At 68.1% G+C, this 25,844-nt stretch carries 23 protein-coding genes and 1 tRNA gene; 7 read left to right on the forward strand and 17 right to left on the reverse strand.

The genetic code is table 11. The annotated features are described in order from the left end of the window. Positions 1–3: 3 nt before the first annotated feature. From BLTE_RS07230 to BLTE_RS07255, 6 genes are all read right to left on the reverse strand, one after another. The gene (locus tag BLTE_RS07230) at positions 4–1,035 is read right to left on the reverse strand and encodes a DNA polymerase III subunit delta' (protein ID WP_126398902.1); all 1,032 of its coding nucleotides are present in this window, start codon (positions 1,033–1,035) and stop codon (positions 4–6) included. Then, the gene (tmk, locus tag BLTE_RS07235; RefSeq protein WP_126398904.1) at positions 1,032–1,733 is read right to left on the reverse strand and encodes a dTMP kinase; all 702 of its coding nucleotides are present in this window, start codon (positions 1,731–1,733) and stop codon (positions 1,032–1,034) included. The genes BLTE_RS07230 and tmk overlap by 4 nt, the downstream gene beginning before the upstream one ends. After that, on the reverse strand, positions 1,730–2,977 hold the full coding sequence (locus BLTE_RS07240) for a D-alanyl-D-alanine carboxypeptidase family protein (protein ID WP_244600146.1): 1,248 nt from the start codon (positions 2,975–2,977) through the stop codon (positions 1,730–1,732). The genes tmk and BLTE_RS07240 overlap by 4 nt, the downstream gene beginning before the upstream one ends. Before the next feature lie 84 nt (positions 2,978–3,061). Further along, positions 3,062–3,934, reverse strand: coding sequence for a septal ring lytic transglycosylase RlpA family protein (locus tag BLTE_RS07245; protein WP_126398906.1), 873 nt, complete (start codon positions 3,932–3,934; stop codon positions 3,062–3,064). Positions 3,935–4,103: 169 nt separating this feature from the next. After that, positions 4,104–4,586, reverse strand: coding sequence for a threonine/serine exporter family protein (locus BLTE_RS07250; protein WP_126398908.1), 483 nt, complete (start codon positions 4,584–4,586; stop codon positions 4,104–4,106). Further along, positions 4,583–5,392 (reverse strand): threonine/serine exporter family protein, encoded by an 810-nt coding sequence (locus tag BLTE_RS07255; RefSeq protein WP_126398910.1) that lies wholly within the window; start codon positions 5,390–5,392, stop codon positions 4,583–4,585. Before BLTE_RS07255 ends, BLTE_RS07250 begins: the two co-directional genes overlap by 4 nt. 212 nt (positions 5,393–5,604) lie before the next feature. On the opposite strand from BLTE_RS07255, the gene BLTE_RS07260 reads away from it, so the two are divergent. The 5 genes from BLTE_RS07260 to BLTE_RS07280 all read left to right on the forward strand — a co-directional run bounded on the left by BLTE_RS07260 (position 5,605) and on the right by BLTE_RS07280 (position 9,186). Beyond that, a tRNA-Ser gene (locus tag BLTE_RS07260) sits at positions 5,605–5,694 on the forward strand. A gap of 209 nt (positions 5,695–5,903) precedes the next feature. Continuing rightward, a complete protein-coding gene (locus BLTE_RS07265; RefSeq protein WP_126398912.1) occupies positions 5,904–6,182 on the forward strand; it encodes a hypothetical protein in 279 nt (92 codons plus the stop codon). A gap of 686 nt (positions 6,183–6,868) precedes the next feature. Next, entirely contained in the window at positions 6,869–7,315 is a 447-nt protein-coding gene (locus BLTE_RS07270) for an NUDIX hydrolase (protein ID WP_126398914.1), read from the forward strand. Between the two features lie 92 nt (positions 7,316–7,407). Continuing rightward, positions 7,408–8,052 carry a DUF47 domain-containing protein gene (locus BLTE_RS07275; protein ID WP_126398916.1) on the forward strand — a complete coding sequence of 215 codons (645 nt, stop codon included), beginning with the start codon at positions 7,408–7,410 and terminating at the stop codon, positions 8,050–8,052. 138 nt (positions 8,053–8,190) lie between these two features. Next, positions 8,191–9,186: an inorganic phosphate transporter gene (locus tag BLTE_RS07280; RefSeq protein WP_126402098.1), complete on the forward strand. Its 996-nt coding sequence runs from the start codon at positions 8,191–8,193 to the stop codon at positions 9,184–9,186. Positions 9,187–9,225: 39 nt separating this feature from the next. On the opposite strand, the gene BLTE_RS07285 is transcribed toward BLTE_RS07280, so the two are convergent. From BLTE_RS07285 to BLTE_RS07330, 10 genes are all read right to left on the reverse strand, one after another. After that, positions 9,226–9,882 (reverse strand): 3'-5' exonuclease, encoded by a 657-nt coding sequence (locus BLTE_RS07285; protein WP_244600147.1) that lies wholly within the window; start codon positions 9,880–9,882, stop codon positions 9,226–9,228. Positions 9,883–9,885: 3 nt separating this feature from the next. Next, the gene (locus BLTE_RS07290) at positions 9,886–11,691 is read right to left on the reverse strand and encodes a DUF294 nucleotidyltransferase-like domain-containing protein (protein WP_126398918.1); all 1,806 of its coding nucleotides are present in this window, start codon (positions 11,689–11,691) and stop codon (positions 9,886–9,888) included. Positions 11,692–11,756: 65 nt separating this feature from the next. Beyond that, positions 11,757–13,448, reverse strand: coding sequence for a cation acetate symporter (locus BLTE_RS07295; RefSeq protein ID WP_126398920.1), 1,692 nt, complete (start codon positions 13,446–13,448; stop codon positions 11,757–11,759). Continuing rightward, complete coding sequence (locus tag BLTE_RS07300) at positions 13,448–13,753, reverse strand: DUF485 domain-containing protein (protein ID WP_126398922.1); 306 nt, start codon at positions 13,751–13,753, stop codon at positions 13,448–13,450. Before BLTE_RS07300 ends, BLTE_RS07295 begins: the two co-directional genes overlap by 1 nt. A gap of 194 nt (positions 13,754–13,947) precedes the next feature. Further along, the gene (gene tcuB, locus BLTE_RS07305; protein WP_126398924.1) at positions 13,948–15,078 is read right to left on the reverse strand and encodes a tricarballylate utilization 4Fe-4S protein TcuB; all 1,131 of its coding nucleotides are present in this window, start codon (positions 15,076–15,078) and stop codon (positions 13,948–13,950) included. After that, a complete protein-coding gene (gene tcuA, locus BLTE_RS07310) occupies positions 15,065–16,384 on the reverse strand; it encodes an FAD-dependent tricarballylate dehydrogenase TcuA (RefSeq protein ID WP_126398926.1) in 1,320 nt (439 codons plus the stop codon). The genes tcuB and tcuA overlap by 14 nt, the downstream gene beginning before the upstream one ends. Positions 16,385–16,587: 203 nt before the next feature. After that, positions 16,588–17,349 carry a uroporphyrinogen-III C-methyltransferase gene (gene cobA / locus BLTE_RS07315; protein ID WP_126398928.1) on the reverse strand — a complete coding sequence of 254 codons (762 nt, stop codon included), beginning with the start codon at positions 17,347–17,349 and terminating at the stop codon, positions 16,588–16,590. Positions 17,350–17,352: 3 nt separating this feature from the next. Then, positions 17,353–18,669, reverse strand: a complete 1,317-nt coding sequence (locus BLTE_RS07320; protein ID WP_126398930.1) for a cobyrinic acid a,c-diamide synthase CobB — start codon at positions 18,667–18,669, stop codon at positions 17,353–17,355. Positions 18,670–18,676: 7 nt separating this feature from the next. Beyond that, positions 18,677–19,444, reverse strand: coding sequence for a precorrin-4 C(11)-methyltransferase (gene cobM, locus BLTE_RS07325; protein ID WP_126398932.1), 768 nt, complete (start codon positions 19,442–19,444; stop codon positions 18,677–18,679). A gap of 217 nt (positions 19,445–19,661) precedes the next feature. Next, a complete protein-coding gene (locus tag BLTE_RS07330) occupies positions 19,662–20,975 on the reverse strand; it encodes an OmpP1/FadL family transporter (RefSeq protein WP_126398934.1) in 1,314 nt (437 codons plus the stop codon). Between the two features lie 277 nt (positions 20,976–21,252). On the opposite strand from BLTE_RS07330, the gene BLTE_RS07335 reads away from it, so the two are divergent. Then, on the forward strand, positions 21,253–23,253 hold the full coding sequence (locus BLTE_RS07335) for a hypothetical protein (RefSeq protein WP_126398936.1): 2,001 nt from the start codon (positions 21,253–21,255) through the stop codon (positions 23,251–23,253). Beyond that, the gene (locus tag BLTE_RS07340; protein ID WP_126398938.1) at positions 23,250–24,635 is read left to right on the forward strand and encodes a hypothetical protein; all 1,386 of its coding nucleotides are present in this window, start codon (positions 23,250–23,252) and stop codon (positions 24,633–24,635) included. The genes BLTE_RS07335 and BLTE_RS07340 overlap by 4 nt, the downstream gene beginning before the upstream one ends. A gap of 42 nt (positions 24,636–24,677) precedes the next feature. On the opposite strand, the gene BLTE_RS18670 is transcribed toward BLTE_RS07340, so the two are convergent. Beyond that, a complete protein-coding gene (locus BLTE_RS18670; RefSeq protein ID WP_126398940.1) occupies positions 24,678–25,751 on the reverse strand; it encodes a methyl-accepting chemotaxis protein in 1,074 nt (357 codons plus the stop codon). Positions 25,752–25,844: the final 93 nt, after the last annotated feature.

Here is a 25,844-nt window from a genome sequence, read left to right on the forward strand (position 1 = left end):
GTGTCAGCGGCGCGCGGCCTCGGCCAGGGACGCAACGACCGAGAACACGAACGGCTTGCGGTCGAGGTTGAATGCGTCGGTTTCGGCTGCCGCGCGGGCGAGCTTGTCCCATACCTCGGCATGGGCCGCAAGGCGCGCGGCGCCGGCCTGCTGCGGCGCAGCGAGCGGCGCCGCCAGATAATCCTCCACCGTCTCGATGAAGGCGGTGAACGCCGCCTCCCCGCCGGCCGCCAGCCGGTCGGCCAGGGCGTGCAGCGCGGTGCCGTCGATCGCCGGCAGTCTCGCCAGCACGGCGCGGGTCGCGGCCTGCACCGCCGCCTGCTCGGGATCGAGCAGCGCCAGCGCCCGCCGCACCGAGCCGCCGGATGCGGCGATGGCTTCGGCAAGGTTCGGCGTCGTTGCATCGAGCCCGACCACCTCGGTGAGCACCTGCGCGAGCTCGGCCTCGCCGAGCGGGCGCAGCATCAGCTTGCGGCAGCGCGAACGGATGGTGGCGAGCACCCGTCCCGGCCGGTGGGCGATGAGCAGGAACAGCACCCGCGACGGCGGCTCCTCCAGGCTCTTCAGCAGCGCGTTGGCGCCGGCGGTGTTCAGCTCGTCGAGCGAGTCGACGATCACCACCCGCCAGCCGCCCGATGCCGCGGTGGAGCCGAGAAAGCCCACCGTCTTGCGCACCTCCTCGACAGGAATGACGCTCGGCAGCGTGATGCGCTCGGGCGTGATGGCGCGGCGCAGCACGAACAGGTCGGAATTCGACTGCGCCGCGATGCGCTTGACTGCGGGATGGTCGACCGGCACGTCGAGGGTTTCAGCGGCGGGATCGCCGCCCGCCAGCATGAAGCGCGCAACCCTGTAGGCGAACGTCGCCTTGCCGATGCCCTCCGGCCCGCCGATCAGCCAGGCGTGGTGCATCTGGCCGCCGCGCCATGCCTCCAGCATCGCCGCCTCGGCGGCGTCCTGGCCGATCAGCCGCCGGTTGGTGCGCGGGTGCGGCGCGCCGGCGACGCGGTCGCCCTCCTCGGGAGCGTCCTTCACCCCAGCACCTCGCGCGCCTGGGCGAGCATGTCGGGCACGATCAGGCGCGAGGTGACCGCCTGCCAGATCGCGGCTGCGACCTCGTCGGCCTTGCGGCTGGCGTCGATGAGGATGCAGCGGTTCGGCTCGCGCTCGGCAAGCTGGCGATAGGCCTCGCGCAGCGTGCGGTGGAACGTCATGTCCTCGCTCTCGAACCGGTCCGCCGCGCCCGAACGGCCTTGGGCGCCCGAGCGGTCTTGGGCGCGGGCAAGCCCAAGCTCGGCCGGCACGTCGAGCACCAGGGTCAGATCGGGCCGAATGGCGCCGACGCTCACCCGCTCCAGCGCCCGGATCAGCCTTGGATCGACCTCGCCGAGCGCGCCCTGATAGACGCGGGTGGAATCGATGAACCGGTCGCACAGCACCCATTTGCCGCTGGCGAGCGCCGGTTCGATCGCGCTGGCGACGTGATCCGCCCGCGCCGCGCCGAACAGGATGGCCTCGGCGGCCGTGCCCAGCGGCTTGGCCGCGCCCGACAGCAACACATGGCGGATGGCCTCGGCACCCGGCGAGCCGCCGGGCTCGCGCGTGGTCAGGATGCCGTAGCCTGACTCCATTAGCCGGTCGGCCAGCCGGGCGAGCTGGGTCGACTTTCCGGCCCCCTCGCCGCCCTCGAACGTGATGAAGCGACCGCGGCGAAACCCGGACGTATCGGTCACGGCTTGAGCGCTCCGGCCTTCAGCTTCGCCGCGCCGGCCTTGACGAGGTCGATCACCAGCTCCTGTGCGCCATCGAGCGCGCGCTGGGTGAGATCGCCCTGCCCCACGTCCTCGCCGGCGTGCAGCGGCACCTCGACCGCGAGGATTTCGCCGCGCATGACCCGCAACCGGCCGATCGGCGTTCCCGTGGCGACCGGCGCGCGCACCGGCCCCTGATAGACCACACGGGCGGTGATCTTCTCGGTGGAACCGCGTGGCACCAGGATCCGCACCGGCCCCTCGGCGGCGAGCTTGACGCGGCTCTGCGCGCCGCCGAACACGCGGGCCTCGGCGATCGCCGCGCCCGTATCGAACAGCAGGCGCGACTCGAAATTGCGGAAGCCCCAGTCGAGCAGCTTGCGGGCCTCGTCGCCGCGCTCCTTCTCGCTCTTGGCGCCCATCACCACCACGATCAGCCGCTGGCCGTTCTGCACGGCCGAGCCGGCCAGATTGTAGCCGCCCTCCTTGACGTAGCCGGTCTTCAGTCCGTCGGCGCCGATGCCCATCGCCAGCAGTGGGTTGCGGTTGCGTTGGTAGATATTATTCCACTTGAAATCCGGCTCGCCATAGATCGGGTAATATTCCGGGAAATTTTGGATGATGTAGGTTGCGAGCTTGGAGATATCCCGCGCCGAGATCTTCTGGTCGGGATCGTGATAGCCAGTCGGATTGCGGAAGTTGGCGCTGGTCAGCCCGATTTCCTTGGCGCGCTGCGTCATCAACTGGGCAAAGGACGGCTCGTTGCCCATCAGCCCTTCGGCAATGGCGATAGCCGCGTCATTGCCCGACTGCACGATGACGCCGCGCATGAGATCGGACAGTTTCACCCGGCTGTTGAGCTCGGCGAACATCGCGGACCCGCCCGAGGGGGCGCCGCCGTGGCGCCATGCGTGCTCGGAGATCATGAACTCGTCGTCGATGCCGATCTTGCCGTCCTTGAGGGCCTGGAACACCACGGCCATCGTCATCATCTTGGTGAGGCTGGCCGGCGGCGCCGGCACGTCGGCCGCCTTCTCGAACAGCACGCTGCCGGAGTCGTAATCGACAAGGATCGCGTGCGGCACGCTGGTCTGATAGGTGTCCGCGCTCGCCGCGCGCGCGCCCACCAGCACCGCTGCGATGAGAAGAAGCGTCCGGATCAAGCCGATACTGTATCTGATAAAGCCAGGGGTGATGTGCGCCGCCATCGCCACATATCCCTTCATGCTCCGGCGATCATTTACCAAGGCGGACGCCACCGGAGCAATGCGAATGTCGCCAGGATCAGCCGAACCGATGGGCCGTCGCGGTCAGTAGAGCCCGAAGCCGCTCGTCGCCGCGCCGCCGCCGGCGGCGGGTTCGGGACCGGTGTAGGCGGCGGCCGTCACCGGGGCCGCGGCCATCGGCCGGCCGGTGGCGCGCAGGCTCGCCGAGGCCAACGGATGCTCTCCCGAGCCGAAGTCGAACGGCCGGTCCGGCGGCACCGGCACCGGGCCGCGGATCACGCTGCCTGACGACGAGGACGAGGCGGAGGCCGAGAAGATCGGCTTGGCGGAGGCGACCATCACCGGGCTCGGCGCCGGGGCCGGCTGGCCATCGGTGCGCAGCGTCGCCAGCAGCACCTTGTCGTCGCTGCCGTCGAGCGAGGCCGGCCCGACATATTCGACACGCACCTTGGCCACGCCGTTGCGGTGGAAATCCAGCGCCTGGGCGGTCTTCACCGACAGATCGATGACGCGGTTGTCGTGGAAGGGGCCGCGGTCGTTGATGCGCACGACGATCGAGCGGCGGTTGGCGAGGTTGGTGACGCGGGCATAGCTCGGAATCGGCAGCGTCGGGTGCGCCGCGGAGACCGAGTGCATGTCGTAGACCTCGCCATTGGCGGTGAGGCGGCCGTGGAAGTCGTCGCCGTACCAGGAGGCGATGCCCTCCTGGCGGAAGCCCTCGGGCTTCTGCAGCGGCACATAGGTCTTGCCGGCGATCGTGTAGGCCTTGCCGGTGCGGTATGTGCCGCCGCCCTTGGGAATCGGCTGGCCGTCGGCAATGACTTTCGGGCTGGCCGAAACGCCGTATTTCGGATCGATCCGGCTCGCCAGCCGCTCCTGAAGCGAACACGCCGCCAGAAGCGTCGCGGCTGCGGCAATCGTCGCGATACGGCAGCCTGCCGCCAAAGGCTTTCCCATCAAACGCCCCTTGCCCGGCCGTGGCCGGAATCCCAGTCGATTAACGCTACCACGACCACATCGGTTGAATTCGACGAAAATGGGGCGTCGATCATTATGGTAAACGGAGCGTAGTCCGGCGCCTCTACGCAGGCGAGCATCTGCGTGCGCAATCTTCCATGGGTTGCGATCAGTAATCGGGATTGCGGATCAGATGCGTCGGGATCGCGAGACCGGCGCCGATCGCGCCCAATGTGAAGCCGACCCGCAGCATATACTGCAGGGCATCGATGACCGGGGCGACGGCTTCGCTGGGCTCGACGGTGGTGACGGCGTAGAAGCCGAGCAGCGCGTGGCCGAAGAACGCGCCCGGCACCATGGGGATGCAGCCGGCGAGCGCGACCGCGCCGGCGGCCGCGCCGAGCCAGCGTCGGACCAGGATGGCGCTGCAGCTGGTGGCCAGGGCCGCGGCGAACGAGGCCGCCTCCAGCGCCCAGCCGAGATCCTGACCGGCGGTCCGCACGGCCAGGGCGAAGGCGCCGGCAACCCCGCACCAGATCAGCATCGCCGGGCCGAAATTGAACAGCACGCCGAACCCGGCGGCGGCGACGGCGCCGAACAGCGCCTGATGGCCGAGGTGCGGCAGCGCCTGCAGGATGACGTCCGCACTCATCGCGTGATCCCCAGCAGCGATTGGCCGAGCAGCGTCTGGGCCAGGGCCATCCCGGTGGTGGCGAACACCATCACCATGACCACCCACACCACCCGCGCGCTGCCGACGGTGGGAAACCCGTCCATGATGTCGGCTTGGGCATTGGTGGCCGGCACGCCCGGCACCAGCAGCAGGATCGAGGCCATCATCGCCATGTCGATGGTGATGCTGCCGTTCAGGCGCGCGCCGATGCCGCCGAGGCTCGCCGCCAGAAAGGCGATGATGGCGGTGACCACGAAGAAGTTCATGTTGCGGGCCAGCAGCACGTGCCGCACCCCCTGCCCCACCGTGCCGGCGAACAGGATCGGCAGCACCGCCGGCCAGTCGACCCCCAGCAGGCGGCCGAAGGCGGCGCAGGCGATGCCGGTGGCCAGCGCCACGAACCAGGCGGGATGGCGCGGCGTCGTCGCCACGAGATGGGCCAGCTCGGCATTGATCTGATCGACCATCATGCCGCCGGCCGCGGCTTTCGCCGCCAGCCGCCGCACCGCGAGATCGAGCCGCTGGTTCACGCCATGGCGGCCGACCGGCATCATGCGGGTGATGGTGTTGGCGCCGTGGCCGACGGTGATCTCGAGCGAGGCATAGCCGGAGCGCAGGCCGACCGTCTCGACGCCGAGTCCGCGGGCCACCATCGCCGCCCCATCGTGCACCACCTTCACCCGTGTCCCGCACTCCATCAGGGTGCGGCCGATGCTCAGCGCGCAGTTGGCGTAGCGTTCAAGGTCGCGGTGGCGCACCCGAACCGGATCGATCGTCTCGGCCATGCAGCGTTCCGTCCTGCCTTCGTGTTGCGCCGCAACATAGCCGACCGCGCCTCGCCCGCACACATCCCCAGGCGTGTGGCGGGATCGCCGCAGGATTATTGGCGGCCGGATTGGCGGCCGGACGACAAGGCGCCGGTCATCGAGCCCGAATGTCGCACAAAGGTGCAGTCCGGACTTGCCTTGCGGGGCGGCCTGGACCAATTGTCGGCGCGGGACGGGTGGCCGAGCGGTTGAAGGCAGCGGTCTTGAAAACCGCCAGAGGTGCAAGCCTCTCGTGGGTTCGAATCCCACCCCGTCCGCCATAAATTATTGAAAACGATAGATATTTCAATTTTCGGCCGCCGGGGGCACGTTTTGGGCCACGTTTCCGAAAATGCTGTCCAGGGTCGTTCCGGGTTATTCAAAAGCTAAGGTCGAGCAGAAGCCCGGCCGATAGGCTTCCCGGCGACCGGAGGAGCTTGCTCGCAACCTCCTTTCGTGGGTAACATCCCTAGATTGTAGGAGGCTACCCATGAAATTGACTCCGGGTTTGGTGACCAAAGACATCAACGAATGCACCCTTGGAGAAGTGGTCTATTTGCAGAACAACGGTGAGATAATTTTATGTTTGATTGCGGGCGATCCTAGTTTTGCGTCTCAAAGTATTCCCATAATCGCGCTTAACGGAAATTATCCAACAATAAAAAATTTAGACAATTCAAACTCTAGAATTGTTACCTCATTTGGTTCCGGTATAATCATTCGCGTCAATCACCGAAGCATAGCAAGGCAGTGTGAACCTATTATTTGAGCTATATATATCTCCAAAAATGATATGTATTTGTGCTGTAAAACTGGATTTAATGAAAAATTTATTAGAATTCCGAGCTTTAGCCTAGAGTTTCCATCAGAGATTTGCTGGTGTTTTTCAGAGTGGGAACTGCTCGTTGATCAAGATGAAACAGAATCTCCCATCGAAATTTTCGCAATTAAAGCATCTTCCTCTTAAACAGGCGCCTCGCTTCCTCTCCTCATCCATCAGCGCAGCGAGATCGGTCGCATAGCCGCACGCGGGACGCTTGCCAGGGTTGACCGCGAGGTCCGCAATCTCGTCCGGTTCAAACCCAACTGCGACAGCGCCTCATAAAGCGCAGGTTCGCACCCGTCCTTTGCATAGGCGGCAATCGCCCGCTCAATTGCGACGAAGTGATGCCCGAACTCAGTCCCTGTGCCAGAAGCGTTGCCGCTGCGGCAGTTTTCAGAAGGTCGCGTTTCGAAAGCATGACATGTCTCTCCGGCCCCAAGTCTCTCCGGCCCACGCCGCATCCGCGCCTGGAGGCGGAACGCGACGATATTTCCTCCGCCGAAATCTACGCTGCAGGTGACGGCAGATAAGCTGTCCAACTACCTATACGTGCGGTGGGCTGCATGCGTTGCCGGATTTCAGGGGCCCTGCGCATTGAAACCGGCCGCCGTGTGACGCAGGGTGGCATCGACATGTCAAAGCGGAAGCGCCGGGCGCTCAGCACACAAGTCGCGGCGCTGCCGGTTCGCCGGGCCTCCGACGGCCGTCTGGAGGTTCTGCTCGTGACCTCGCGCGAGACGCGGCGCTGGATCATTCCGAAGGGCTGGCCGATCAAGGGCGTGCCGAACCATATCGCGGCAGCGCACGAGGCGCGCGAGGAAGCGGGCCTGCTCGGCTGTGTCCGCAAGGGGCGCATCGGCCGATATCAGGCGTGGAAGCGCCTCCACGACTCGTTCGAACTCGTGGAGGTCGATGTCTACCGGTTCGACGTCGACAGCCAGTTCGACACTTGGCCGGAGAAGGGCCAGCGCAGCTTCCGCTGGGTCGATTTGAAGGCTGCGGCCGATCTGGTCGACGAGCCGGGGCTGGCCAAGCTCCTCCACGAGCTGGCGGGGAACGAGGATGTCTTTGCCGATTGAGCCGACACAAGCCTTGGCATCAACGTATGGACCGCGGACCAAGGCAGTGCGTATAGAGCGACCCACCGGTGGCGAGCAGTTGGGATGAGGTGATGCTCAGCATTTTTCGGGCGCTGATGCCCAAGGAGGAGCGTTTCTTTCCCCTGTTCGAGGAGCAGTCGCGCGTGTTGATGGCCGGTGCGGAGGCCGTGCGCGCTCTGCTCGAAGGCGGAGAGGACGTCCCGCGCTACTGCCAGGAGATCGCCGTACACGAGGCGGCGGCGGACGAATTGACCAACCATGTCATGCTGGCGGTCCGGCGCAGCTTCATCACCCCGTTCGACCGCGGCGACATCAAGGATCTGATCCAGTCGATGGACGATGCGATCGATCAGATGCACCAGACCGGCCGGACGATCATGCTTTATGAGGTGCGCGAGTTCGATCCGCTGATGCGGGAGATGGGCGACATCATCATCAAGGCGGCCGCGATCACCGTCGACATGGTGCCCCTGCTGCGCGCCATCGGCCCGCAGGCCTCGCGCATGAGCATGATGACCGCGGAGATCAGGCGCCTCGAAGGCCGCTCCGACGAGCTGCACGAGGAGGGCCTGAAGCAGCTCTACCGCAAGTATGGCGCGTCCGACCCCATGGCCTACATCATCGGCAGCGAAGTCTATGGACGGCTGGAGAAGGTTGTCGACAGCTTCGAGGACGTCGCCGACGAGATCAGCGGCATCGTGATCGAGCACGTCTGATACGGAATCCGGCCCTTTGGGCCGGCGTTTCGTATTCCGGTCGCCGAAAAATCCTCTTCGAACCACGGATTTTTCGGCGAGAGCGTTTCCGGCATCCCGAAGGGATCAACCGGAAACCGTATGAGAGCCGAACCGGTCATGGATGCTGCCATTCCCTTTGCGGCGCTGATCGCCCTGGTCGCCGTCGCCCTGATCTTCGACTTCCTCAATGGTCTCCATGACGCGGCGAACTCGATCGCGACGATCGTCTCGACGCGGGTGCTGCGGCCGCAATACGCCGTGATGTGGGCCGCCTTCTTCAACTTCATCGCCTTCACCGTGTTCGGCCTGCACGTGGCGCAGACGCTCGGCACCGGGATCATCGATCCGGCCATCGTCGATCCGCGCGTGATTTTCGGCGCGCTGGCGGCGGCCATAGGCTGGAACCTGTTCACGTGGTGGCTCGGCATCCCGTCGTCGAGCTCGCATGCGCTGGTCGGCGGCCTGGTCGGGGCCGGCGTGGCCAAGGGGGGCTTCGGCGTCGCGGTGTGGAGCGGCCTCGGCAAGACGATCGCTGCCATCGTCCTGTCGCCGCTGGTCGGCTTCCTGCTCGCCATGTTGCTGGTGCTGCTGGTGTCGTGGCTTGCCGTCCGCGCCACGCCCTATGCCGTGGACAGCACCTTTCGCGTGCTGCAGTTCGTCTCGGCGTCGCTCTACTCGCTCGGCCATGGCGGCAACGACGCCCAGAAGACGATGGGCATCATCGCCGTGCTGCTCTACTCCCAGGGATATCTCGGCGGCACATTCCATGTGCCCCTGTGGGTGGTGCTGACCTGTCAGGCGGCGATGGCGCTCGGCACGCTGTTCGGCGGCTGGCGCATCGTCCACACGATGGGCTCGAAGATCACCCGCCTCACCCCGATGCAGGGATTCTGCGCCGAGACCGGCGGTGCCATGACGCTGTTCATGGCCACGTGGCTCGGCGTGCCGGTCTCGACGACTCACACCATCACCGGCGCCATCGTCGGGGTCGGCGCGGCGCGGCGGACCTCCGCCGTGCGCTGGGGCGTCGCCAGCAACATCGTCGTCGCCTGGGTGGTGACGCTACCCTCGACCGCGCTGCTCGGCGCGCTGGTCTGGTGGATCACGCCGTGACCGTTTCCGGTATCCCGAAGAGATCAACCGGAAACTGTCTCACTCCGCCTCGAAGTCGCGCATGCGGGAGATGCGGATGTTGCGGGCGCGGTAGTCGACGAGCTTCACGTACATCATCGCCGTCGCCAGCGCGTCGTTGAAGGCGTCGTGCGCCGGCAGGTCGGGGATGCCGAGATCCTTGGCGATGGTGGCGAAGCGCAGGTCGATCTCGGTGCCGGGCGGCGCATCGCCGAACTTGCGCTCGTAATAGAGGCGCGAGACCTCGATCTGCGGGTTCGGCACGTGGATATTGGCGAAGCTGAGCAGATAGCGGTTCAGCATCGCCACGTCGAATTCGAGATAGTAGCCCACCAATGGTCGCCGGCCGATGAAGGTCATCAGCTCCGGCAGCACCTCCTCGATCGGCCGGGCGGCGGCGAGGTCCATCTCGCGGAGCTGGTGGATCTTGATCGAGGTCGCCGCCACCGGACCGGTGGGACGCACCAGCGCCTCGTAGCGCGCGCTGGTGAGGATGCGCCCGTCGCGGATCGGGATCGCCGCCACCGCGATGATCTCGTCCTGCCACGGGTCGAGCCCGGTGGTCTCGCAGTCGATCGCCACCGCCTCGCCGCTGGTGTCCTTGCCGAACAGCACGGCGTAGCGGCGATCGGTCATCGCCAACCGGTCGATCAGGCGCACCAGCGGGCGGAACGGCACGGCTCAGAACACCGAAAGATTGAAATGGCGCCGGACGATCTCGCGGAACTGCTTCACCGCGAAGAGTGCATCGCGCAGCAGATCCCGCTCGATGGCCGACATCTCGTTCGGCCGCACCAGCCCGTCGCCGAGCCCGCTCTGCGCCTTGAGCTGGGCGTCGAGCTTCAGCTCCGACAGGAACAGGAAGGCCTGGTTCAGCTCCTTGGCGAAGTCCGCGTCGAACACCCCCCAGGCCGCGACCAGCTCGATGCGGCGGCTGGTCGAGGTCTCGGTCAGGCCGAGCTCGAGCGCGATCGCCCGGATGCCGTGCAGGATGGGGAAGATGCCGCCCTTCTTGACGTCGAGCGCATCTCCCTTTCTGCCCTCGGCGGTGATGAACGAGCGGAAGAAGCCGACCGGCACGGTGAACTGCTCGATGGCGCGGGCGAAGTGGCCGAGCCACACCTTCTCGCCCTTCAGCGTGTCGATCAGCGTCTGCTTGGCGCGGTCGAGCAGGCGCGCGTTTCCGGCCACCGCCTGCGCATCGTAGAAGATCGCGACATTGAGGAAGGAGCGCTCCTCGGGCACCACGGCCCAGCGCCGGAAATCGGATTCGTACTCCTCGACGGTGCGCGACCATTCCGGGTTGGACACCATCACCCCGCCCGGACACGGCGGGAAGCCGAAGCTCGCCAGCGCCTCCGAGAAGCGGCGGCGGAAGGCCGCGAGGTCGGCGGCGTCCACCGGCTCGGCCAGGATCAGGCCATTGTCCTGGTCGGTCCGCACCGTCTGCTCGCCGCGGCCCTCCGAGCCCATCACGATCAGGCAGCCGTGACGGCGGATCGAGTCGGGCGCGGTCAGCTCGAACAGCCGCCGCATCAGGCGGCGGTTGAGGTCGGAGGTGACCTCGGCGATCGCCTGCACCTTCAGGCCCTGGCGGTGCAGGCGCTCCACCTGCGCGGAAATTTCCCTGGCTGCCGGCGCCAGATCGGCGACGGAAGAGGCCCGCTCGATACGCCCCGTCACCACGGGGCTCGACCCGGCGATGAATCCCAGCAAGTGAAGATCCTCCAGAAAGCCGAGGAACGTTTCGCCTTCGCGCACCACTAGGCGGCGCTTGGCGTGGCGGGTCATGGCGACGAGCGCGGTCGCCACGAAATCCTGCGGACTGACGGTGACGAGGTCGTAGCGGGCGACGTCGCCGATGCGGGTCTCGAGCGGCTTGCGGTCGAGCACCACCGCCTTCGCAAGGCTCATGCCGGTGGCGATGCCGGTCTGGCCGTGATCATGCACGATCACCGCATCGACGTGACGCTCGTTCATCAGCCGTCCGGCGTCGGCCAGCGTGAGATCGCCATCGATCTCGACCGCCGGCGTGAGCGACAGTTCGGAGATGTGGGCGCGCATCAGGGCGCCGACCTCGCGCTTCTCGGAGCGGCTGGCGAATGCCTCCAGCTTGTCCGACGTCTCGCGGTAGAAATGCGCTGCGAAGGCCGGATTGCGACGCATCAGATCGAGCGCCTTGTCGCGCGGCAGGATGTAGGCGAGCGTCTCTTCGGCGGCGACGAAATCATGGGCGCAGGCGCCCTGCACCAGCGCGCGGCTGTCGAACAGGCGCTTGGGGCCGAGCAGGTCGATCACCTCGCTGGCGTCGCGTTCCTCGACCGCGCCCTTGATCACCACGTAGAGCGCTTCGGCCGGGGCGCCGCGATGGAGCAGCACGTCGCCGGCGCGGAAATAGCCGATGTCGAGGGCAGCCCGCACCTCCTCGATTTCCGGCTCGGTCAGCCGGTCGAACGGCGGGGCGTGACGGTCGAAGACCTTGGGCATTCAGGTCATCCAAGGGGCCGGAAAAAGGCCGGGGCGGATGTCCGCCCCGGCCGGTGTTGACGTGATCAGTGCGCCGCGGCCCGCGAGGCGCCGATGCCGGTCTGGCAGCGGACGTACTGGGCGGGGAACGCCGCCCGGTCCTCCGCCGCGCGCTTGGAGCGGTCGATCTTCGACACCAGCCAGATGGTGAAGAAGGCGAGGCTCATCGAGAACAGCGCCGGGTTGTCGTAGGGGAACGGCGCCGAGCCCTTCGGGTTGCCGAGCACGCCCACCCAGACGGTCGGGCCGAGCACCACCAGCGACACCGAGGAGATCAGGCCGACGAAGCCGCCGACCAGCGCCCCCATCGTGGTGAGGTTCTTCCAGAAGATCGACATCACCAGCACAGGGAAGTTGCACGAGCAGGCGATGGCGAAGGCGAGACCCACCATGTAGGCGACGTTCTGCTGTTCGAAGACGATACCGAGCAGCACGGCCAGGATGCCGAGAAAGACAGTCGCGATCTTCGAGACGCGGATCTCGTCCTGCTCGTTGGCGCGGCCCTTCTTGACCACCGAGGCATAGATGTCGTGGGAGATGGCCGAGGCGCCGGCAAGCGCCAGACCCGACACCACCGCCAGGATGGTGGCGAAGGCGACCGCGGCGATGAAGCCGAGGAAGATATTGCCGCCCACCGCGTTGGCCAGATGCACCGCCGCCATGTTCGAGCCGCCGATGATCGCCGCGATCGGACCCTTCTCGGCGAGAATCGTCGGATCGAGGAACTGCGGATTGGTCGAAACCAGCGTGATGGCGCCGAAGCCGATGATGAAGGTGAGGATGTAGAAGTAGCCGATGAAGCCGGTGGCGTAGAACACCGATTTGCGGGCCGCCTTGGCGTCGGCGACGGTGAAGAAGCGCATCAGGATGTGCGGCAGGCCGGCGGTGCCGAACATCAGCGCCACACCGAGCGAGATCGCCGAGATCGGGTCGGAGATCAGCGAGCCCGGGGCCATCACCGCGTCGTGCTTGGGATGCACCTCGACCGCCTTGGCGAACAGCGCCTCGGGGCTGAAGCCGAAGTGGAGCAGCACCATCAGCGCCATGAAGGTGGCGCCGCCGAGCAGCAGGCAGGCCTTGATGATCTGCACCCAGGTGGTGGCAACCATGCCGCCGAAGGTGACGTAGGTGACCATCAGCGCGCCGACCATGAGAACGGCGTAGAGATAGTCCATGCCGAACAGGATCTGGATCAGCTTGCCGGCGCCGACCATCTGGGCGATCAGGTAGAACGCCACGGTGACCAGCGAGCCGCAGGCCGCGAGCACGCGGATCGGCGTCTGGCCGAGACGGAAGGACGCCACGTCGGCGAAGGTGTACTTGCCGAGATTGCGAAGCTGTTCCGCGATCAGGAAGGTGACGATCGGCCAGCCGACCAGCCAGCCCACCGAATAGACCAGCCCGTCATAGCCCGAGGTGTAGACGAGGCCGGAGATCCCGAGGAACGAGGCGGCCGACATGTAGTCGCCGGCGATGGCGAGGCCGTTCTGCCCGGCGGTGATGCCGCCGCCAGCCGAATAGAAGGCGGCGGCCGACTTGGTGCGCTTGGCGGCCCAGTAGGTGATGCCGAGCGTCAGCGTCACGAAGCCGAGGAACATGCCGATGGCCGACCAGTTGGTCGGCTGCTTGGTGACCTCGCCCGACACGCCGGCTGCAAGCGCCAGTTCGGGCAGCGCCACCGCGGCGGAAACGAGGAGAAGCGTTGCGAGGCGGCGCATCACTTGGTCTCCTCGATGATCTTGCGGGTCAGCGCGTCGAACTGGGAATTGGCGCGGCGGACATAAATCCCGGTCAGGATGAACGCCGAGACGATGACGCCGAGACCGATCGGAATGCCGATGGTCGTGACGCCGGTGCCGATGCGCATGGCCAGGAAACCCTTCGCAAATGCCACCAGCAGAATGAAACCGAAATAGATGATCAGCATCAGCGCAGTCATCGTCCAGGCGAAGCTGGTCCTGCGCGACACGAGTTCCTGAAAGGTCGGATTGGATGTTATCCGCCCGACGAGTTGCGTTTCCATAGATAGTTTCCTCTCGTGGTCCCCACGGCCAGTCGCGTCGCTCTTGTCGTCGAGACGTTTCCTGCCGCCGACGGCAGCATTGCCGGAGTCCGCGCTAACTGACGCCGGCACACTGCCGATTGCAAGTGAAACTAATCGGCCGCAATGCGGCCGTCAGTTCGCAATAAGTCTTGCGACTTTGGTCCGGACGCAACTTACCTTTCGTCGGTGCGGTGGAATTCCGCGGCTTCGCGCTGCCGCTCAATGGCATCGCGCAGCAGCGCCGCCGCGCGGAACGGCGCATGGACGATCTTGCTCGCGGGCAGCACCACGAGGAGGCCGACCACCAGCCCGAGATGCAGCGCCAGCGCCACGCCCATGGCCGCGGTGTCGCGAACGGCGAGCACGATGAGGCCGGTGGCACCGACCGCAGCGAGGAGCGCGAGCATCGCCGATTCGCCCCCCAGCGTTTCCGGCGCCAGCGGCTCGGGCGCGGCCCGCCGCTTCAGCCGCAGCAGGCCGATGGCCCCGGCGGTCAGCAGCACGCCGCCAATGAGGCCGGACAGCACCGGCAGGCTGAGCACGGGATAGGGTGCCTGCCAGCCGAGCACGTGGCCATAGAGGCCGGCGGTGACGGTGGCGAGGACGCACAGGCCGAGGCCCCCCACCATGGTCTGGTGCAGCGCGCGCCGGTGCTGGGAGCCCGCGCCCTCGGCCTCGCGGCAGCCGGTGCCGCCGCCCGCCAGATTGCGCAGCGTGAGGATGTCGGCCGCCGCCCGCGGCAGCGCCCGCACGAGGACGCGTTTGGAGACGGTGGCCGGGCAAATCGCCCGCCAGAACGAGACCGTCGCCACGGTGAGCCCGAGGCAGGCCCAGGCGAGCGCCGCCGCCGCGGCACCGGCCATCACCGCCCAGGGAATCACTTGGTAGAACGCCCCCTCCCCGCGGTGCGCGGCGAACAGCGCCTCATGCGGCACCAGCAGCAGGGTCGCCGCCAGCGCCAGCAGCACCGTCACCGCCGTGCCCAGCGCCACCACCCGGCCGTTCGAGCGGAACAGGCCGCCGAGCCGGCGCGGCCACGCGTGCTTGGCGTAGCTTGCCTGCCGGACCCGCGCCAAAGTGCGGGGAACATTGACGTCGAAGACGTGCGGGGCCGCGTACTGGCAGGCGAAATGACAATCGCGGCAGCCGTGGCAGAGGCTGGCGAGGTGGTCGAGATCGCCCTCCGACAGGTCGCGCAGCCGGCCGAGCGCCGGAAACGCCGCGCAGAAGCCCTCGCAATACATGCAGGCCTGGCAGATGCGCAGGATGCGGCGGGCCTCGGCCGCGGTGTCAGGTTCGGGCATCCCGGCTCCGGCTGTGTTGCGCCGCCGCCTCGCCAGCGATCCGTCCCGAGGCGATGGCGATGGTGAGCCCCAGCCCGGCAAGATAGCCGCGCCCGAGCACGGACGCCGCCATGATCGCCCCGGCGGCGAACAGGTTTGCCGCCCCCTCTCCGTCCGGCATCCGCACCCGCATGGTCTCGTCCACCTCGACGCCGAAATGGGTGAAGGTCAGTCCGGGGCACATCGGGATGGCGGCAAAGGGCGGGGTCGCGATGCGCGCCGCGCCGCCCTTGGCATTGAACGCCGCCATGGCTGCCCTCAGTGCCCCGGCATCGAGGCCGAGGCGGGCGGCGAGGTCGTCGAGTGTCGCGGCGCGGATCGGTTCGAGCGCCGGCACCGGCGCCCGCCGTTCACCCTCCGCGTCGAGAATCAGGACGGCGTCGCCGCGCTCGGCGAGCAGCCGGCCCCATTTGGCGAAATGGGTGCGGGCGGGATCGGCCGCTTCGTCGTCGAGCCTATTGCCCGCGCGGTCGATCGCCAGCCCGAACGGGATCGCCTCGACGCGGGTGACGATACCGCCGTCGAACCGGGGGCCGCGCGCATCCACCGCCACGAGATGGCCCCGCCCCGGCGCGCCGGCCGGGCGGGCGCCGGCCGCCAGCAGCAGCCGCAGCGCGCGGCCGGTGTCGAACGGCGTGCCGCGAATCGCGAAACGCGCGGCCGCCGGCCCGAAATCGCGCCTCAGCCAGTCGAGATCGGCCTGATGGCCGCCGGCTGCCGCCACCAGCGCGCCGGGCCGCAGCGTGTACGGCTCGCCGCCATACGCAATCACGATTGCAGGTTCCCTCTCGGCCGTCAGGTCGACCAGCTCGGCCTCGTGCCACACCGTCACGCCGAGCCGCGCGGCCTCCTGATAAAGGGCGTTGACCACCGCCTTGCCGCCGCCGAGGAAGTACGCGGTCTTGCGCGAAGGCGGCAGCGAGCCGCCGGGCCGCTGGAAGGAGACGCCGCAGCCGGCGAGCCAGGCGGGAATATCGGCGCTGGCCCGGATCAGCCGCAGCGCGACCGCCCGGTCGGTCTCGCCTTCGGTGACGCGCTCCAGATCGGCCAGGAACTCGGCCTCGTCATAGGCGCCCGGCATCAGATCGGTCGGGCCATCGTGCATCAGGCGCAGATTACGGGCATGGCGGGCGTTGCCGCCGCGCAGCGCCTGCGGCGCCGCCTCGGCGACCAGCACCGACGCCCCGGCCCGGCGGGCAGCGATGGCGGCCGAAAGCCCGGCAATGCCGCCGCCGGCCACCACCACATCGGGAGCGAGGATTGTCATGGCGCGGCCCTCTTTCTTCCCTCTCCCCTTGCGGGAGAGGGTGCCGAGCGATCCTGAAGATCGCGAGGTGGGTGAGGGGTAAAACTAGGCCGGCTTGAAGAGCCCCCTCACCCGGCTCGGATTTCGCTTCGCTCATCCTCGCCACCCTCTCCCGCAAGGGGAGAGGGTGAAGCGCCCCTCGGCCGATCGCTCGTCCGAGCTGATTAGCCGGAGAGCGAACTGTCATCCGGCTCGGCCATGGCCCGCCCATAGAGAATCATGCACGGCCCCGAGGGTGGCGCCGCCGCGAGCCGCTCGGCAATCTCGACGATCGAGCCGCGCATCACCTCGATGGCGGGGCTTCCCAGGCTTTCCACCACCACGGCCGGCGTATCGGCGGCCATGCCGTGGGCGACGAGCCTCTCGACCAGCTCGGCGAACGTGCCCTTGCCCATGAAGACGCAGGTGGTGGCCTCGGGGTCGGCGAGCGCGGCGATGTCGAGGTCCGGCAGGCGGGCATCGACGTCATGGCCGGTGACCATCTGCACCCGCCGCGCCACGATGCGCTTGGACAGCGACACCCCAACATGGGCCGCCGCCGCGGTGGCGCTGGTGACGCCGGGCACGATCTCCAGCGGAATGCCGGCGTCGCGGGCGGCGGCGATCTCCTCGTCGGCGCGGCCGAACAGCGTCGGGTCGCCCGATTTCAGCCGCACCACCCGCCGGCCCGCCGCGGCGTGGGCGATCATCTGCTTGGTCACGTCGGCCTGCTTGTGCGACGGCCGGCCGGCGCGCTTGCCGACCGGGATCAGCTCGGCGTCCGGCCGCGCCGCCTCCAGCACCGGCCCCGATGCGAGGTCGTCATAGAGGATGACGTCGGCCTCGCGAATACGCGCCAAGGCCCGCAGTGTCAGAAGGTCGGGATCACCCGGCCCGGCGCCGACCAGCGCGATGTGGCCGCGTCCCTGGGAAGAAATCTGGCTCATGCCTTAAACGGCGTCGATCATGTGAAAGAACGTTCCGGTGACGTGCCCGCGCCGCGCGCCGGTCTCGGCGACGGGGCGGCCTGACGCGTCGGTCACCTCGGCCAGCGGCGGATCCGGCTGGGCGAGGATGCTGGCATAATGGAACTCGTGGCCGCGCAACACCCCCACAAGGCCCGGGACGGGGTGGAAAAGACGCGCGACCCGGTAGCCCAGATGCAGCTTGCGGGCGGCGAACGAGGTCTCGAGCCCCAGCAGCCCGGTCATGGCGTGGCGGTATCCCCCGGCATCGACCAGCCCCGCCCCCAGCACCATGTAGCCGCCGCACTCGCCATGGACCGGATTTGAGGCGGCAAAGGCGGCGAGGCCCGCCTTGAAACGCGTCGCCGCAGCCAGCCTGCCGGCGTGAAGCTCGGGATAACCCCCCGGCAGCCAGACGACATCGCAGGTGGGATCGGGAGGCTCGTCGGCGAGCGGCGAGAACGGCACGATCTCGGCGCCGGCCGCCCGCCACCCGGAAACAAGATGCGGATAGACGAAGGAGAAGGCGGCATCCCGCGCCAGGGCGATGCGCTGTCCGGGGGGCGGCAGGCCGTCGCTTCCCTCGATATGGCCGGCGACGGCACAGGGCTGCGCCACCGCCTCGACCGCTGCCACATCCACTTCGCGCTCGACGAGGTCGGCGAGCGCAGCGATCCGGGCGGCAAGCTCGGGATCCTCCTCGGCCTGGACGAGACCGAGATGGCGCTCGGGCAGCGCGATGGCCGGCCGGCTGCGCAGCGCTCCCAGGACCGGAATGCCGGCGCGCACGAATCCGGCTTCGACAAGGGCTTGGTGGCGGTCGCTCGAAATCCGGTTGAGGATCGCCCCGGCCACCCGCACGCCGGCCCGGAAGCGGTCGCAGCCCAGCGCTACGGCGGCGGCGGTGGCGGTCTGGCCCGACACGTCGAGCACCAGCACCACCGGCCAGCCGGTCGCTGCAGCGATATCGGCCGACGATCCGTCGCCGCAGGCCCCCTCGGCCGTGCCGTCGAACAGCCCCATCGCCCCCTCCGCGATGGCGATGTCGGCGCCCTGCCCCGCCTGCAGCAGACGATCAAGCCGGCCGCGCCGCATCGCCCACGAATCGAGGTTGAAGGCCGGCCGGCCGGCGGCAGCAGTGTGGAAGGCCGGATCGATATAGTCCGGCCCGCATTTGTAGGGCTGCACGATGCGGCCGCGCCGGCGCAGCGCCGCGATCAGGCCGAGCGTCAGCGTGGTCTTGCCGGAGCCGGAGCGCGGTGCGGCGATCACCAGTCCGGGCGGGCCCGCGGGCGGCGGCATGGCCCGCTCAGTCCTCTTCGGCCGCGCGGCGGAAGCGGCGGTCATAGCCCGGATCGTAGAGCGCGCTGTCGCGGAAGTCCGAGGCCTGCAGCGCCGGGCCGACCAGGATCAGCGCCGTGCGCTCGATCGGCTTGGCCGCCACCAGCCCGGGCAGCGTCGCCAGCGTGCCGCGGATTACCTGCTCGTCCGGCCAGCTCGCGCGGAAGACCACCGCCGCCGGGCAGTCCGGCCCATAGAACGGGATCAGCCGCGCCGCTACGTCATCCAGCACGTGGATCGACAGGTGCACGGCCAGCGTCGCGCGGGTCGCGGCGAATGTCTCCAGCCGTTCGGAGCCGGGCATCGACGAGGCGCGGCCGGAGGTGCGGGTCAGCACCACGCTCTGCGTCAACTCCGGCAGGGTCAGTTCTCGGCCGAGTGTCGCCGCGGCTGCTGCGAAGGCCGGCACGCCGGGGGTGATCGTGTAAGGGATGCCGCGCGCGTCGAGGCGCCGGATCTGCTCGCCCATCGCGCTCCACACCGAGAGATCCCCGGAGTGCAGCCGGGCGACATCGTGGCCGGCGGCAAAAGCGGCGGCGAACTCGGCCTCGATGGCGTCGAGGTCGAGCGGCGCGGTGTCGACGATGCGCGCGCCGGGGGGGCACAGCGCGATCAGCGCCTTCGGCACCAGCGAGCCGGCATAGAGGCAGACCGGGCAGCGGGCGATGAGGTCGCGCCCGCGCACGGTGATGAGGTCCGGCGCCCCCGGCCCGGCGCCGATGAAGTGGATTGTCATGCGCCGTCCTTAAACCATGTTCGGCACAAGTGGATACCGGTGCGGCGACAGACCTCGCGCCGGCCGGCGCCTGGTGCCCCGTCTGGAAATCCAGAAACTTCTTATCTTGTAGTCTATTGCAGGAAAAGTCTAAGCCGCAGGATCATGAAGCGATCCCGCGGCTTCGATCTCATCTGCACCGCGCTTCGCCGCGATCGGTCCCGTCCCCGGCCTGCGGTCAGAACTTGCTGACGAAGCCGGCGCTGACGATGTCGACGTGCCCGCTGTACTCGCCGGTGAGCAGACCGGCTGCGGAGTTGGCATCGCCTTCATGGATCGCCACGCTGTCGCAGAAGATGTGCGCATAGGCGATGTTGAAGGATGTCTTCGGGTTCATCGTATATGTATAGCCGGTGGAGAGCCAGTAGCGGTTGGCGTCCGGAATGCCGGCGCGACGGGTTTCGATATCGACCGGCGACCCGTCATAGGCGACGCCGAACTGGAAGCGGTTCTTGTCGTCCAGCTTGTAGGTGAGACCGAGCGAATAGAACCAGGTATCCTTCCAGTTTTCCGTCGTCACGAGGTCTTCGTGGTCGATTGCGGTATATTTGATGCGGATCTCGTCGAAGGTCGACCAGTTGGTCCAGGCGATGTCGGCCATCACCGCCCATTGCGGCGAGATCTCGTGGTAGAAGCCGATCGTCACGGTGTCGGGCAGCGTGACATCGGCCTTGACGCTGCCGTTCGGCAGGGCCGCCGCCATCATCGCCGGAATGTTGCCGAACGCGATGTCGCCCTTCAGCGTGTAGGTCATCTGGGAACGCCAGTTGACGCCCAGGCGGGTGGTCGGCGCGAACTCATAGAGCAGGCCGAGGTCGAAGCCCGCGGCAAGCCCGTTGCCGGTCATCGCCGATTGGCCGTCCTCCAAGGGCAGAGCGACGGGAGAGCCGAGCGCCATCCCGAGGATGCCGCCGACATTGATCGCCTTGGTCAGCGTGGACTCGGCGTAGCCGAACTGCACCCCGCCGCCGATCGACAGCCTGTCATTGACGCGGTAGGCGACCGACGGCGTCACATTGATATTGATGATCTCGCTCTTGATCGTCTGATAGCGCCCGACCCAATCGGACTTGTATTCCGTGCTGAGGCCGAACGGCGCGGTCAGCGCGACGCCGAACTTCCAGTCCGGGTTGATCGAGAACATCGCGTAGCCGGCGGCGACCGCTGCGTCATTGATGGCGTCGCCGCCCTGTCCGCCCGAGGTGGCGCCGTAGACTGTGGTGTTCTCGCCCTTGAACTTGGCCACCGGCGCGATCCAGGTGGCCGACATGCTGGCCTGGTTGCCTTCAAGGCGCGTCATGCCCGCCGGATTGTAGAAGATCGTCGAGGGATCGCTGGCCTTGGCCGTCGCGCCGGCATAGGCGTTGCCGAGCCCCTCGGCGCTCTGCTCGCGCAACTGGAATCCCGCGGCCCAAGCGTCCTCTGCGATACCGAGTGCCGCGAGGACGGCGAGCAGCCGCCATTGCGCCCCGTGATGAGCGATCAACCCCATTTATTCCCCCCTCGAACGCCGAGGGATCTCCGTCCTTCGGCGCAGATTTTTTCGTCATAACCGTTGTCATTTTGACGCGCTAACGAAATTCTTTACCAAAGCCGGCAATTCCCACCTTCCGCAGTCCGATTCCCGCCCGTTCATGTGCCGGCCGGTTTGATCGATTGGGATGCGGATGCCACGGGCTCGGGCCGCGCCTTTGCCCCTCCGGAAAATCCGGGGCTGTTCAATGCGGCCGACAGCGCTGAAATTGCTGCGCCGAAGCAAGGGGGCGCCTGTGCGACGTGTCGGTTTCATCGTCGCTGCCATCGTGGCGGCGGTTGTCGCAGCGTCCGGCATCGCACCGGCTCAAGCCGCCGGGCAGGAGACGGCCTTTCCGCCACGCTGGCCGGTGGCGACACGGCTCGACCTCGCGGCCGGTCCTGGCCAGCCATTGGTGTTGCGCATCGCCACCTCGCCGGACAAGGCCGTGGTGCTGTTCGCCTCCGAACCGCTCGATCCGGCGCGGCTCGAAGCCGCGTACCGCGCCATTGCCGCAAGGGTGCTCGGCGGCGCCCGCACCACCCAGGACCTCGGCAGCAGCGCGCGGCCGCGCGGCCTCAGCCGCACCCGGGTGCTGAGCGGCACCTTCAAATGGCCGGACGGCCGGACCAGCAACGTTGTCGGCGAGGTCCGGACCATCACCGGTCCCGAGGACGGACTGATCGCGGGTTTTCTCGTTCGCCAGGGCGGCCCGGAGTCCGATGCACCGATGGCCGGCGCCGACTGGATCGCCGCGTTCGCCGAGTCATCTCAAGACGGGGCGACGTCCCGGCCCGTGGCCTCGCCCCCGGTCACGCCTGCGCCCGTCGAGCCCAAGCCGGTTCGTCCCCAGCTCGCACCATCCTCGACCGCCATTACCAGGGCGCCACCTCCGGCCGGCCTGCCGGCGGTGACGGGCGGGCTGCGCCAGGTGCTGCCGGCGGCGGCGCCTGAGGATTGGCGCAAGGCCGCCTGGGCCGGCGGCGACCCCGCCTATGTGCAGATCGACGGCGGCGGCATCGCCATCACCTACCCTGCCGGGGCACGCCACGGCGCGGCCGGCGCCGTCACCACCACCACGGCCGTCCGCCTCGGCGACCTTGCCGCCGGGGCGCAGACCCGCGTCGTCTTCCAGTTCGACCCGGTGGCGACCACCGGCGCGCTGTTCGGCCTGTGCACGGGACGCCACGACAACTGCCTCACATCGGAAGGCTACGGGCTGCTATGGCAGCCGGCGGCCGATGGCGCCCCGGCTTCGCTGCGGCGCCTCTCCGGCGATGGCCGGCACCGCGACATTCCGATCACCGCGTCATCGCCCGGCCGCGTCGAGATCGCGATTTCGGGCGAGGGCTTCATCGTCTCGGGCGACGGCATCGCGCCGTTCCGCGACACCTGGGAGCTCCTCCAACCGTTCCTGGCGCTGGAGATCGCCGTGCAGGCGCTACCCCACAAGGAGGGCGCGGCGGCCGCGGTGAAGCTCGCCCGCGTCGAGATCGACGACCGGCCTGCACCGCCCAAAGAGGCCGCTCCCGCGCCGGGCGTCGCGCCGCTGCCGGCGCGCACGCTGTTTGCCGGCACGCCGGATCCGGCCTGGGTACCGTTTCCCACCCCCGGCGGCGAGGCCGCGTTCGCCCGGTTCGCCGATGGCCGTTTCATCGCCGATGTGCCGGCCGGTCGCGGCTGGGGCTGGACCGGCCTTGCCTCGGCAACGGCGGTGGCCGACGTGCCTTGGGGCGCCGCCCGCGCGCCGCGGCGTCTGTCCATCAAAGTCGATCCTCAAACGACCACCGGTTTCGGCGTCGGCCTGTCGCTCGATCCGCCCCACGCCGGTCTTCGGCTGCAGGCAAGGCTGCTGGTCTCCTGGCAGGCCAGGGCCGGCGGCGGCTCGCGGCTCACCGTCATGGCCTGCGCCCGCGACCGCGCGCAGTTCGTCATGGACCTGCCGCCGGGCTGGGACGGCACGCTCGATGTGCGGCTGATGCCCAGGGCGTTCGAGGTCGGGGCCGGCGGCGGCTGGCGCATCGCCACCTACGCCACCTGCATCGACACCGGCTGGAAATTCTTCGCGGCGGTGTTCGCGGCGGCTCCGGTCGAGAACCAGCCGGCGCGCCTTGTGCTGGAGCGCATCGCCATCGACCGTGTCTCCCCCGCCGGCATGACCGCCGCCGAGCGCTTCCAGCTGCTCGACGACGACGCGTTCGATGCCAAGGACTTTCTCAAGGTGCTGGGACAGGCGCTCAAGGAGGACAAGCGATGAGCGGCAGAACCGGCCATCCCGGATGGCGGCGAGCACATCTCGTCGCCGCCCTCTCTGCCCTGCTGATCGCGCTCGGCGCGGCTGAGGTGTGCGCCCAGACCTCCCCGGTCAACCCGCCCGCGCCGGCACCGCCGCTGCTGTTCGACGAGAACAGCCGCCGGGTAGCGGAGGAGATGCTGAGCCGCCTCAACGCGCCCAAGCTCGACAAGGTGCTGCGCGAGATTGGCCGCAGCGCGCCGGCCGGGCTCTATGACTGTCTGTGCCGGGCGGTGCCGCACACCACCGGCGTCGGCGTCCGCTACAAGGACGGGATGTGCGAACTGGCGGGCTACGGCGTGTGGCAGGAGCCGCTGCCGGACAATGTCGACGCTTGGCGTGCCTGCCTGGAACAAAGCGTCTATGCCGATGGGCTCGACGTCGTCTCCGTGCTCGCCGCGGTGACGCCGGCGGCGACCGCGCCCAAGCCGCGCACCGCCGCCGAGAGGCTGCGGCAGGCGGTGATGCGGCTGCGCGGCCAATGCCTGCCGACCGCCCACAACGCCGAGGCGATCATCGATCGCTACGAGACCGAAATTGCGGACGCCGCGTCAATGGCGGCGGACGGTCTGCGCGGGCCGATGCCCCGGCCGCGCGATGCGGAGGTGATCCGCGAGGCGGCCGAAGCCCTCGACCGCACGGCCGACTCCCCCTGCGAGCAGGCGATCGAGCTGGCGCTGATCCTGGAGCAGGCCAATGTGCGCACCGTTTCCGAATATGTCGGCGCGCTCGCGGCCGGCTTCGCCCTGCCGGACGACGCTCCCGGCGTGACTTGGGAGGCCGCGACCTGGCTCAATACGGTCAAGACGCTGTCGCTGCCGCTGTTCGTCGCCGGCGTGGCGCTCGATTTCAAGACCGGGGTCGGACAGGAGATCGCCGACCAGCAGATGCACAAGGCGGTGGCCGAGGGCCTTGCCGAGGCTCAGCAATTGCTGCGCGACTCCAGGGGCTGGGACAAGGTCGGCTACGACGCCACCGTCGCCACCTACCGCCGCGATCTCGCGCAGATGAAGGCGGCGTTCGAGGCGGCCGCAGCCGAGCCCAGCCGGCAGCTTCAGGCCGTCGGCGGCGAGCTCAAGGCCCGCTACTTGGACACGCCCGAGGAAAGCGCCCAGAAGGCCAGCCATTACGCCGAGCTGGAGGCATCCCGGGCGGCGCTGACCGAGGAGCTGACGAAACTCGGCAACGCCTATCGGCTGGAGGCGGCCCGCAGCGAGATTGCGCTGGCCTATCTGGAGTCCTTCCGCAAGCCGCTGCTGGAAACGGGGTGCGACGGCTGGCGCAAGGCGCGGCAGGCGGCCGGCTGTCCGGCCCTGGACCCTGCCGCCGCCGGCAGACGGCCGTAATGCGGTTTTCCGGGTTCCCGAAAGGATCAACCGGAAACCGTGTCAGTGCCCGGCCCTGATGATCACGCCGTACCAGCCAAGACCCGGATAGGTTTCGTAGCCGGGCGTGGCGTGGAACGCCACCAGCGCGCCGGAGGGGTCGTGATAATGCCCGGACCGGCGCCCTTCGAGCCGCAGCGGCACGCGCTCGCTGAGAATGCCCACCCCGTCGGACGCGGCGATTACCTGCATGGTCTTGTCGACCAGCAGCACGCGTGTCCGGTCGTCCTCGACCCTCACGCCCTTGACGATGGTGCGCGCCTGCGGCTCCCAGTCGAAATGGATGGCGAGCACGCCCTGCAGCTTGCCGTCAGCGCGCCCACCCTGGCGCACCGTGGCGCAATAGGTCGCGACCTGCGCGCCGCCGAGACGGGACTGCCGTTCGATATTGCCGGCCACGTAGTCGTCGCCGGTTTTGAGGGCGACGGCTTCCCGGAACCAGCGTTCCCCCGCGACAGTCTGACCCTGCACGGCAAACCGGTCCGGCCGGCCATTGGCCAGGATGGTTCCATCGAGGGCGCAGATCCACAGATCGAGATAGACGGTGTAGGCGGCGAGGATGACACCGAGCCGTTCGGAGGCATGGGCGCGCGCGGCCTCGGTCGGATCGGACGCGCAGTCGACCACGGCGGAATCCGTCGCCCACCAGCGGACGTCGCAGGTGCGTTCGTAGAGGTTGCGATCGATCAGCTCGACGGCGTTCAGCGACAGATCGACCATGCGCTCGCCGAGAGCCCGGTCCATCATGCCGTCGATCGACGACATCAGCGTTCCGGTGCGGCCGACGAGCTGGGATTCCAGATCCCGCGCAATCCCTTCGATCTGCTGGCTGACGGTGCGCACCTCCTGCGCCACCACGGCGAAGCCGCGGCCGTGTTCGCCCGCACGGGCGCTCTCGATCAACGCATTGAGCGCGAGGATCTTCATCTGCTGGGTGATCTGCTGGATCGTGCGCGTCTTTTCGCCGGCGATCCGGTTGACCTCGCCAGTCAGCGAAGCAATCAGCGTCGAGATGTCAGAGGTGTCTGCAGTATCGTTATCGGCCGCAAGGGCGCGAGCTTGGCCAGAGGGAATCATTTCTTTCGCCAACCAGACTGAACAAAATGACGCTGGCGACTTGCGGGTGCTTACGTTACGAATCAATTAACCCGGCCGTATCTGCCAATACGT

The organism is Blastochloris tepida (assembly GCF_003966715.1).
GTDB lineage: Bacteria > Pseudomonadota > Alphaproteobacteria > Rhizobiales > Xanthobacteraceae > Blastochloris > Blastochloris tepida.

Coding starts and splice junctions, on each gene's coding strand:
- BLTE_RS07300 (WP_126398922.1), bottom strand. CDS start 13,753: ATGGAAACGCAACTCGTCGGGCGGATAACATCCAATCCGACCTTTCAG.
- BLTE_RS07255 (WP_126398910.1), bottom strand. CDS start 5,392: ATGGCCGAGACGATCGATCCGGTTCGGGTGCGCCACCGCGACCTTGAA.
- BLTE_RS07340 (WP_126398938.1), top strand. CDS start 23,250: ATGAGCGGCAGAACCGGCCATCCCGGATGGCGGCGAGCACATCTCGTC.
- BLTE_RS07290 (WP_126398918.1), bottom strand. CDS start 11,691: ATGCCCAAGGTCTTCGACCGTCACGCCCCGCCGTTCGACCGGCTGACC.
- BLTE_RS07240 (WP_244600146.1), bottom strand. CDS start 2,977: ATGAAGGGATATGTGGCGATGGCGGCGCACATCACCCCTGGCTTTATC.
- BLTE_RS07320 (WP_126398930.1), bottom strand. CDS start 18,669: ATGCCGCCGCCCGCGGGCCCGCCCGGACTGGTGATCGCCGCACCGCGC.
- BLTE_RS18670 (WP_126398940.1), bottom strand. CDS start 25,751: ATGATTCCCTCTGGCCAAGCTCGCGCCCTTGCGGCCGATAACGATACT.
- BLTE_RS07270 (WP_126398914.1), top strand. CDS start 6,869: ATGTCAAAGCGGAAGCGCCGGGCGCTCAGCACACAAGTCGCGGCGCTG.
- BLTE_RS07245 (WP_126398906.1), bottom strand. CDS start 3,934: ATGGGAAAGCCTTTGGCGGCAGGCTGCCGTATCGCGACGATTGCCGCA.
- BLTE_RS07295 (WP_126398920.1), bottom strand. CDS start 13,448: ATGCGCCGCCTCGCAACGCTTCTCCTCGTTTCCGCCGCGGTGGCGCTG.
- BLTE_RS07330 (WP_126398934.1), bottom strand. CDS start 20,975: ATGGGGTTGATCGCTCATCACGGGGCGCAATGGCGGCTGCTCGCCGTC.
- cobM (WP_126398932.1), bottom strand. CDS start 19,444: ATGACAATCCACTTCATCGGCGCCGGGCCGGGGGCGCCGGACCTCATC.
- BLTE_RS07265 (WP_126398912.1), top strand. CDS start 5,904: ATGAAATTGACTCCGGGTTTGGTGACCAAAGACATCAACGAATGCACC.
- tcuB (WP_126398924.1), bottom strand. CDS start 15,078: ATGCCCGAACCTGACACCGCGGCCGAGGCCCGCCGCATCCTGCGCATC.
- BLTE_RS07275 (WP_126398916.1), top strand. CDS start 7,408: ATGCTCAGCATTTTTCGGGCGCTGATGCCCAAGGAGGAGCGTTTCTTT.
- cobA (WP_126398928.1), bottom strand. CDS start 17,349: ATGAGCCAGATTTCTTCCCAGGGACGCGGCCACATCGCGCTGGTCGGC.
- tcuA (WP_126398926.1), bottom strand. CDS start 16,384: ATGACAATCCTCGCTCCCGATGTGGTGGTGGCCGGCGGCGGCATTGCC.
- BLTE_RS07280 (WP_126402098.1), top strand. CDS start 8,191: ATGGATGCTGCCATTCCCTTTGCGGCGCTGATCGCCCTGGTCGCCGTC.
- BLTE_RS07250 (WP_126398908.1), bottom strand. CDS start 4,586: ATGAGTGCGGACGTCATCCTGCAGGCGCTGCCGCACCTCGGCCATCAG.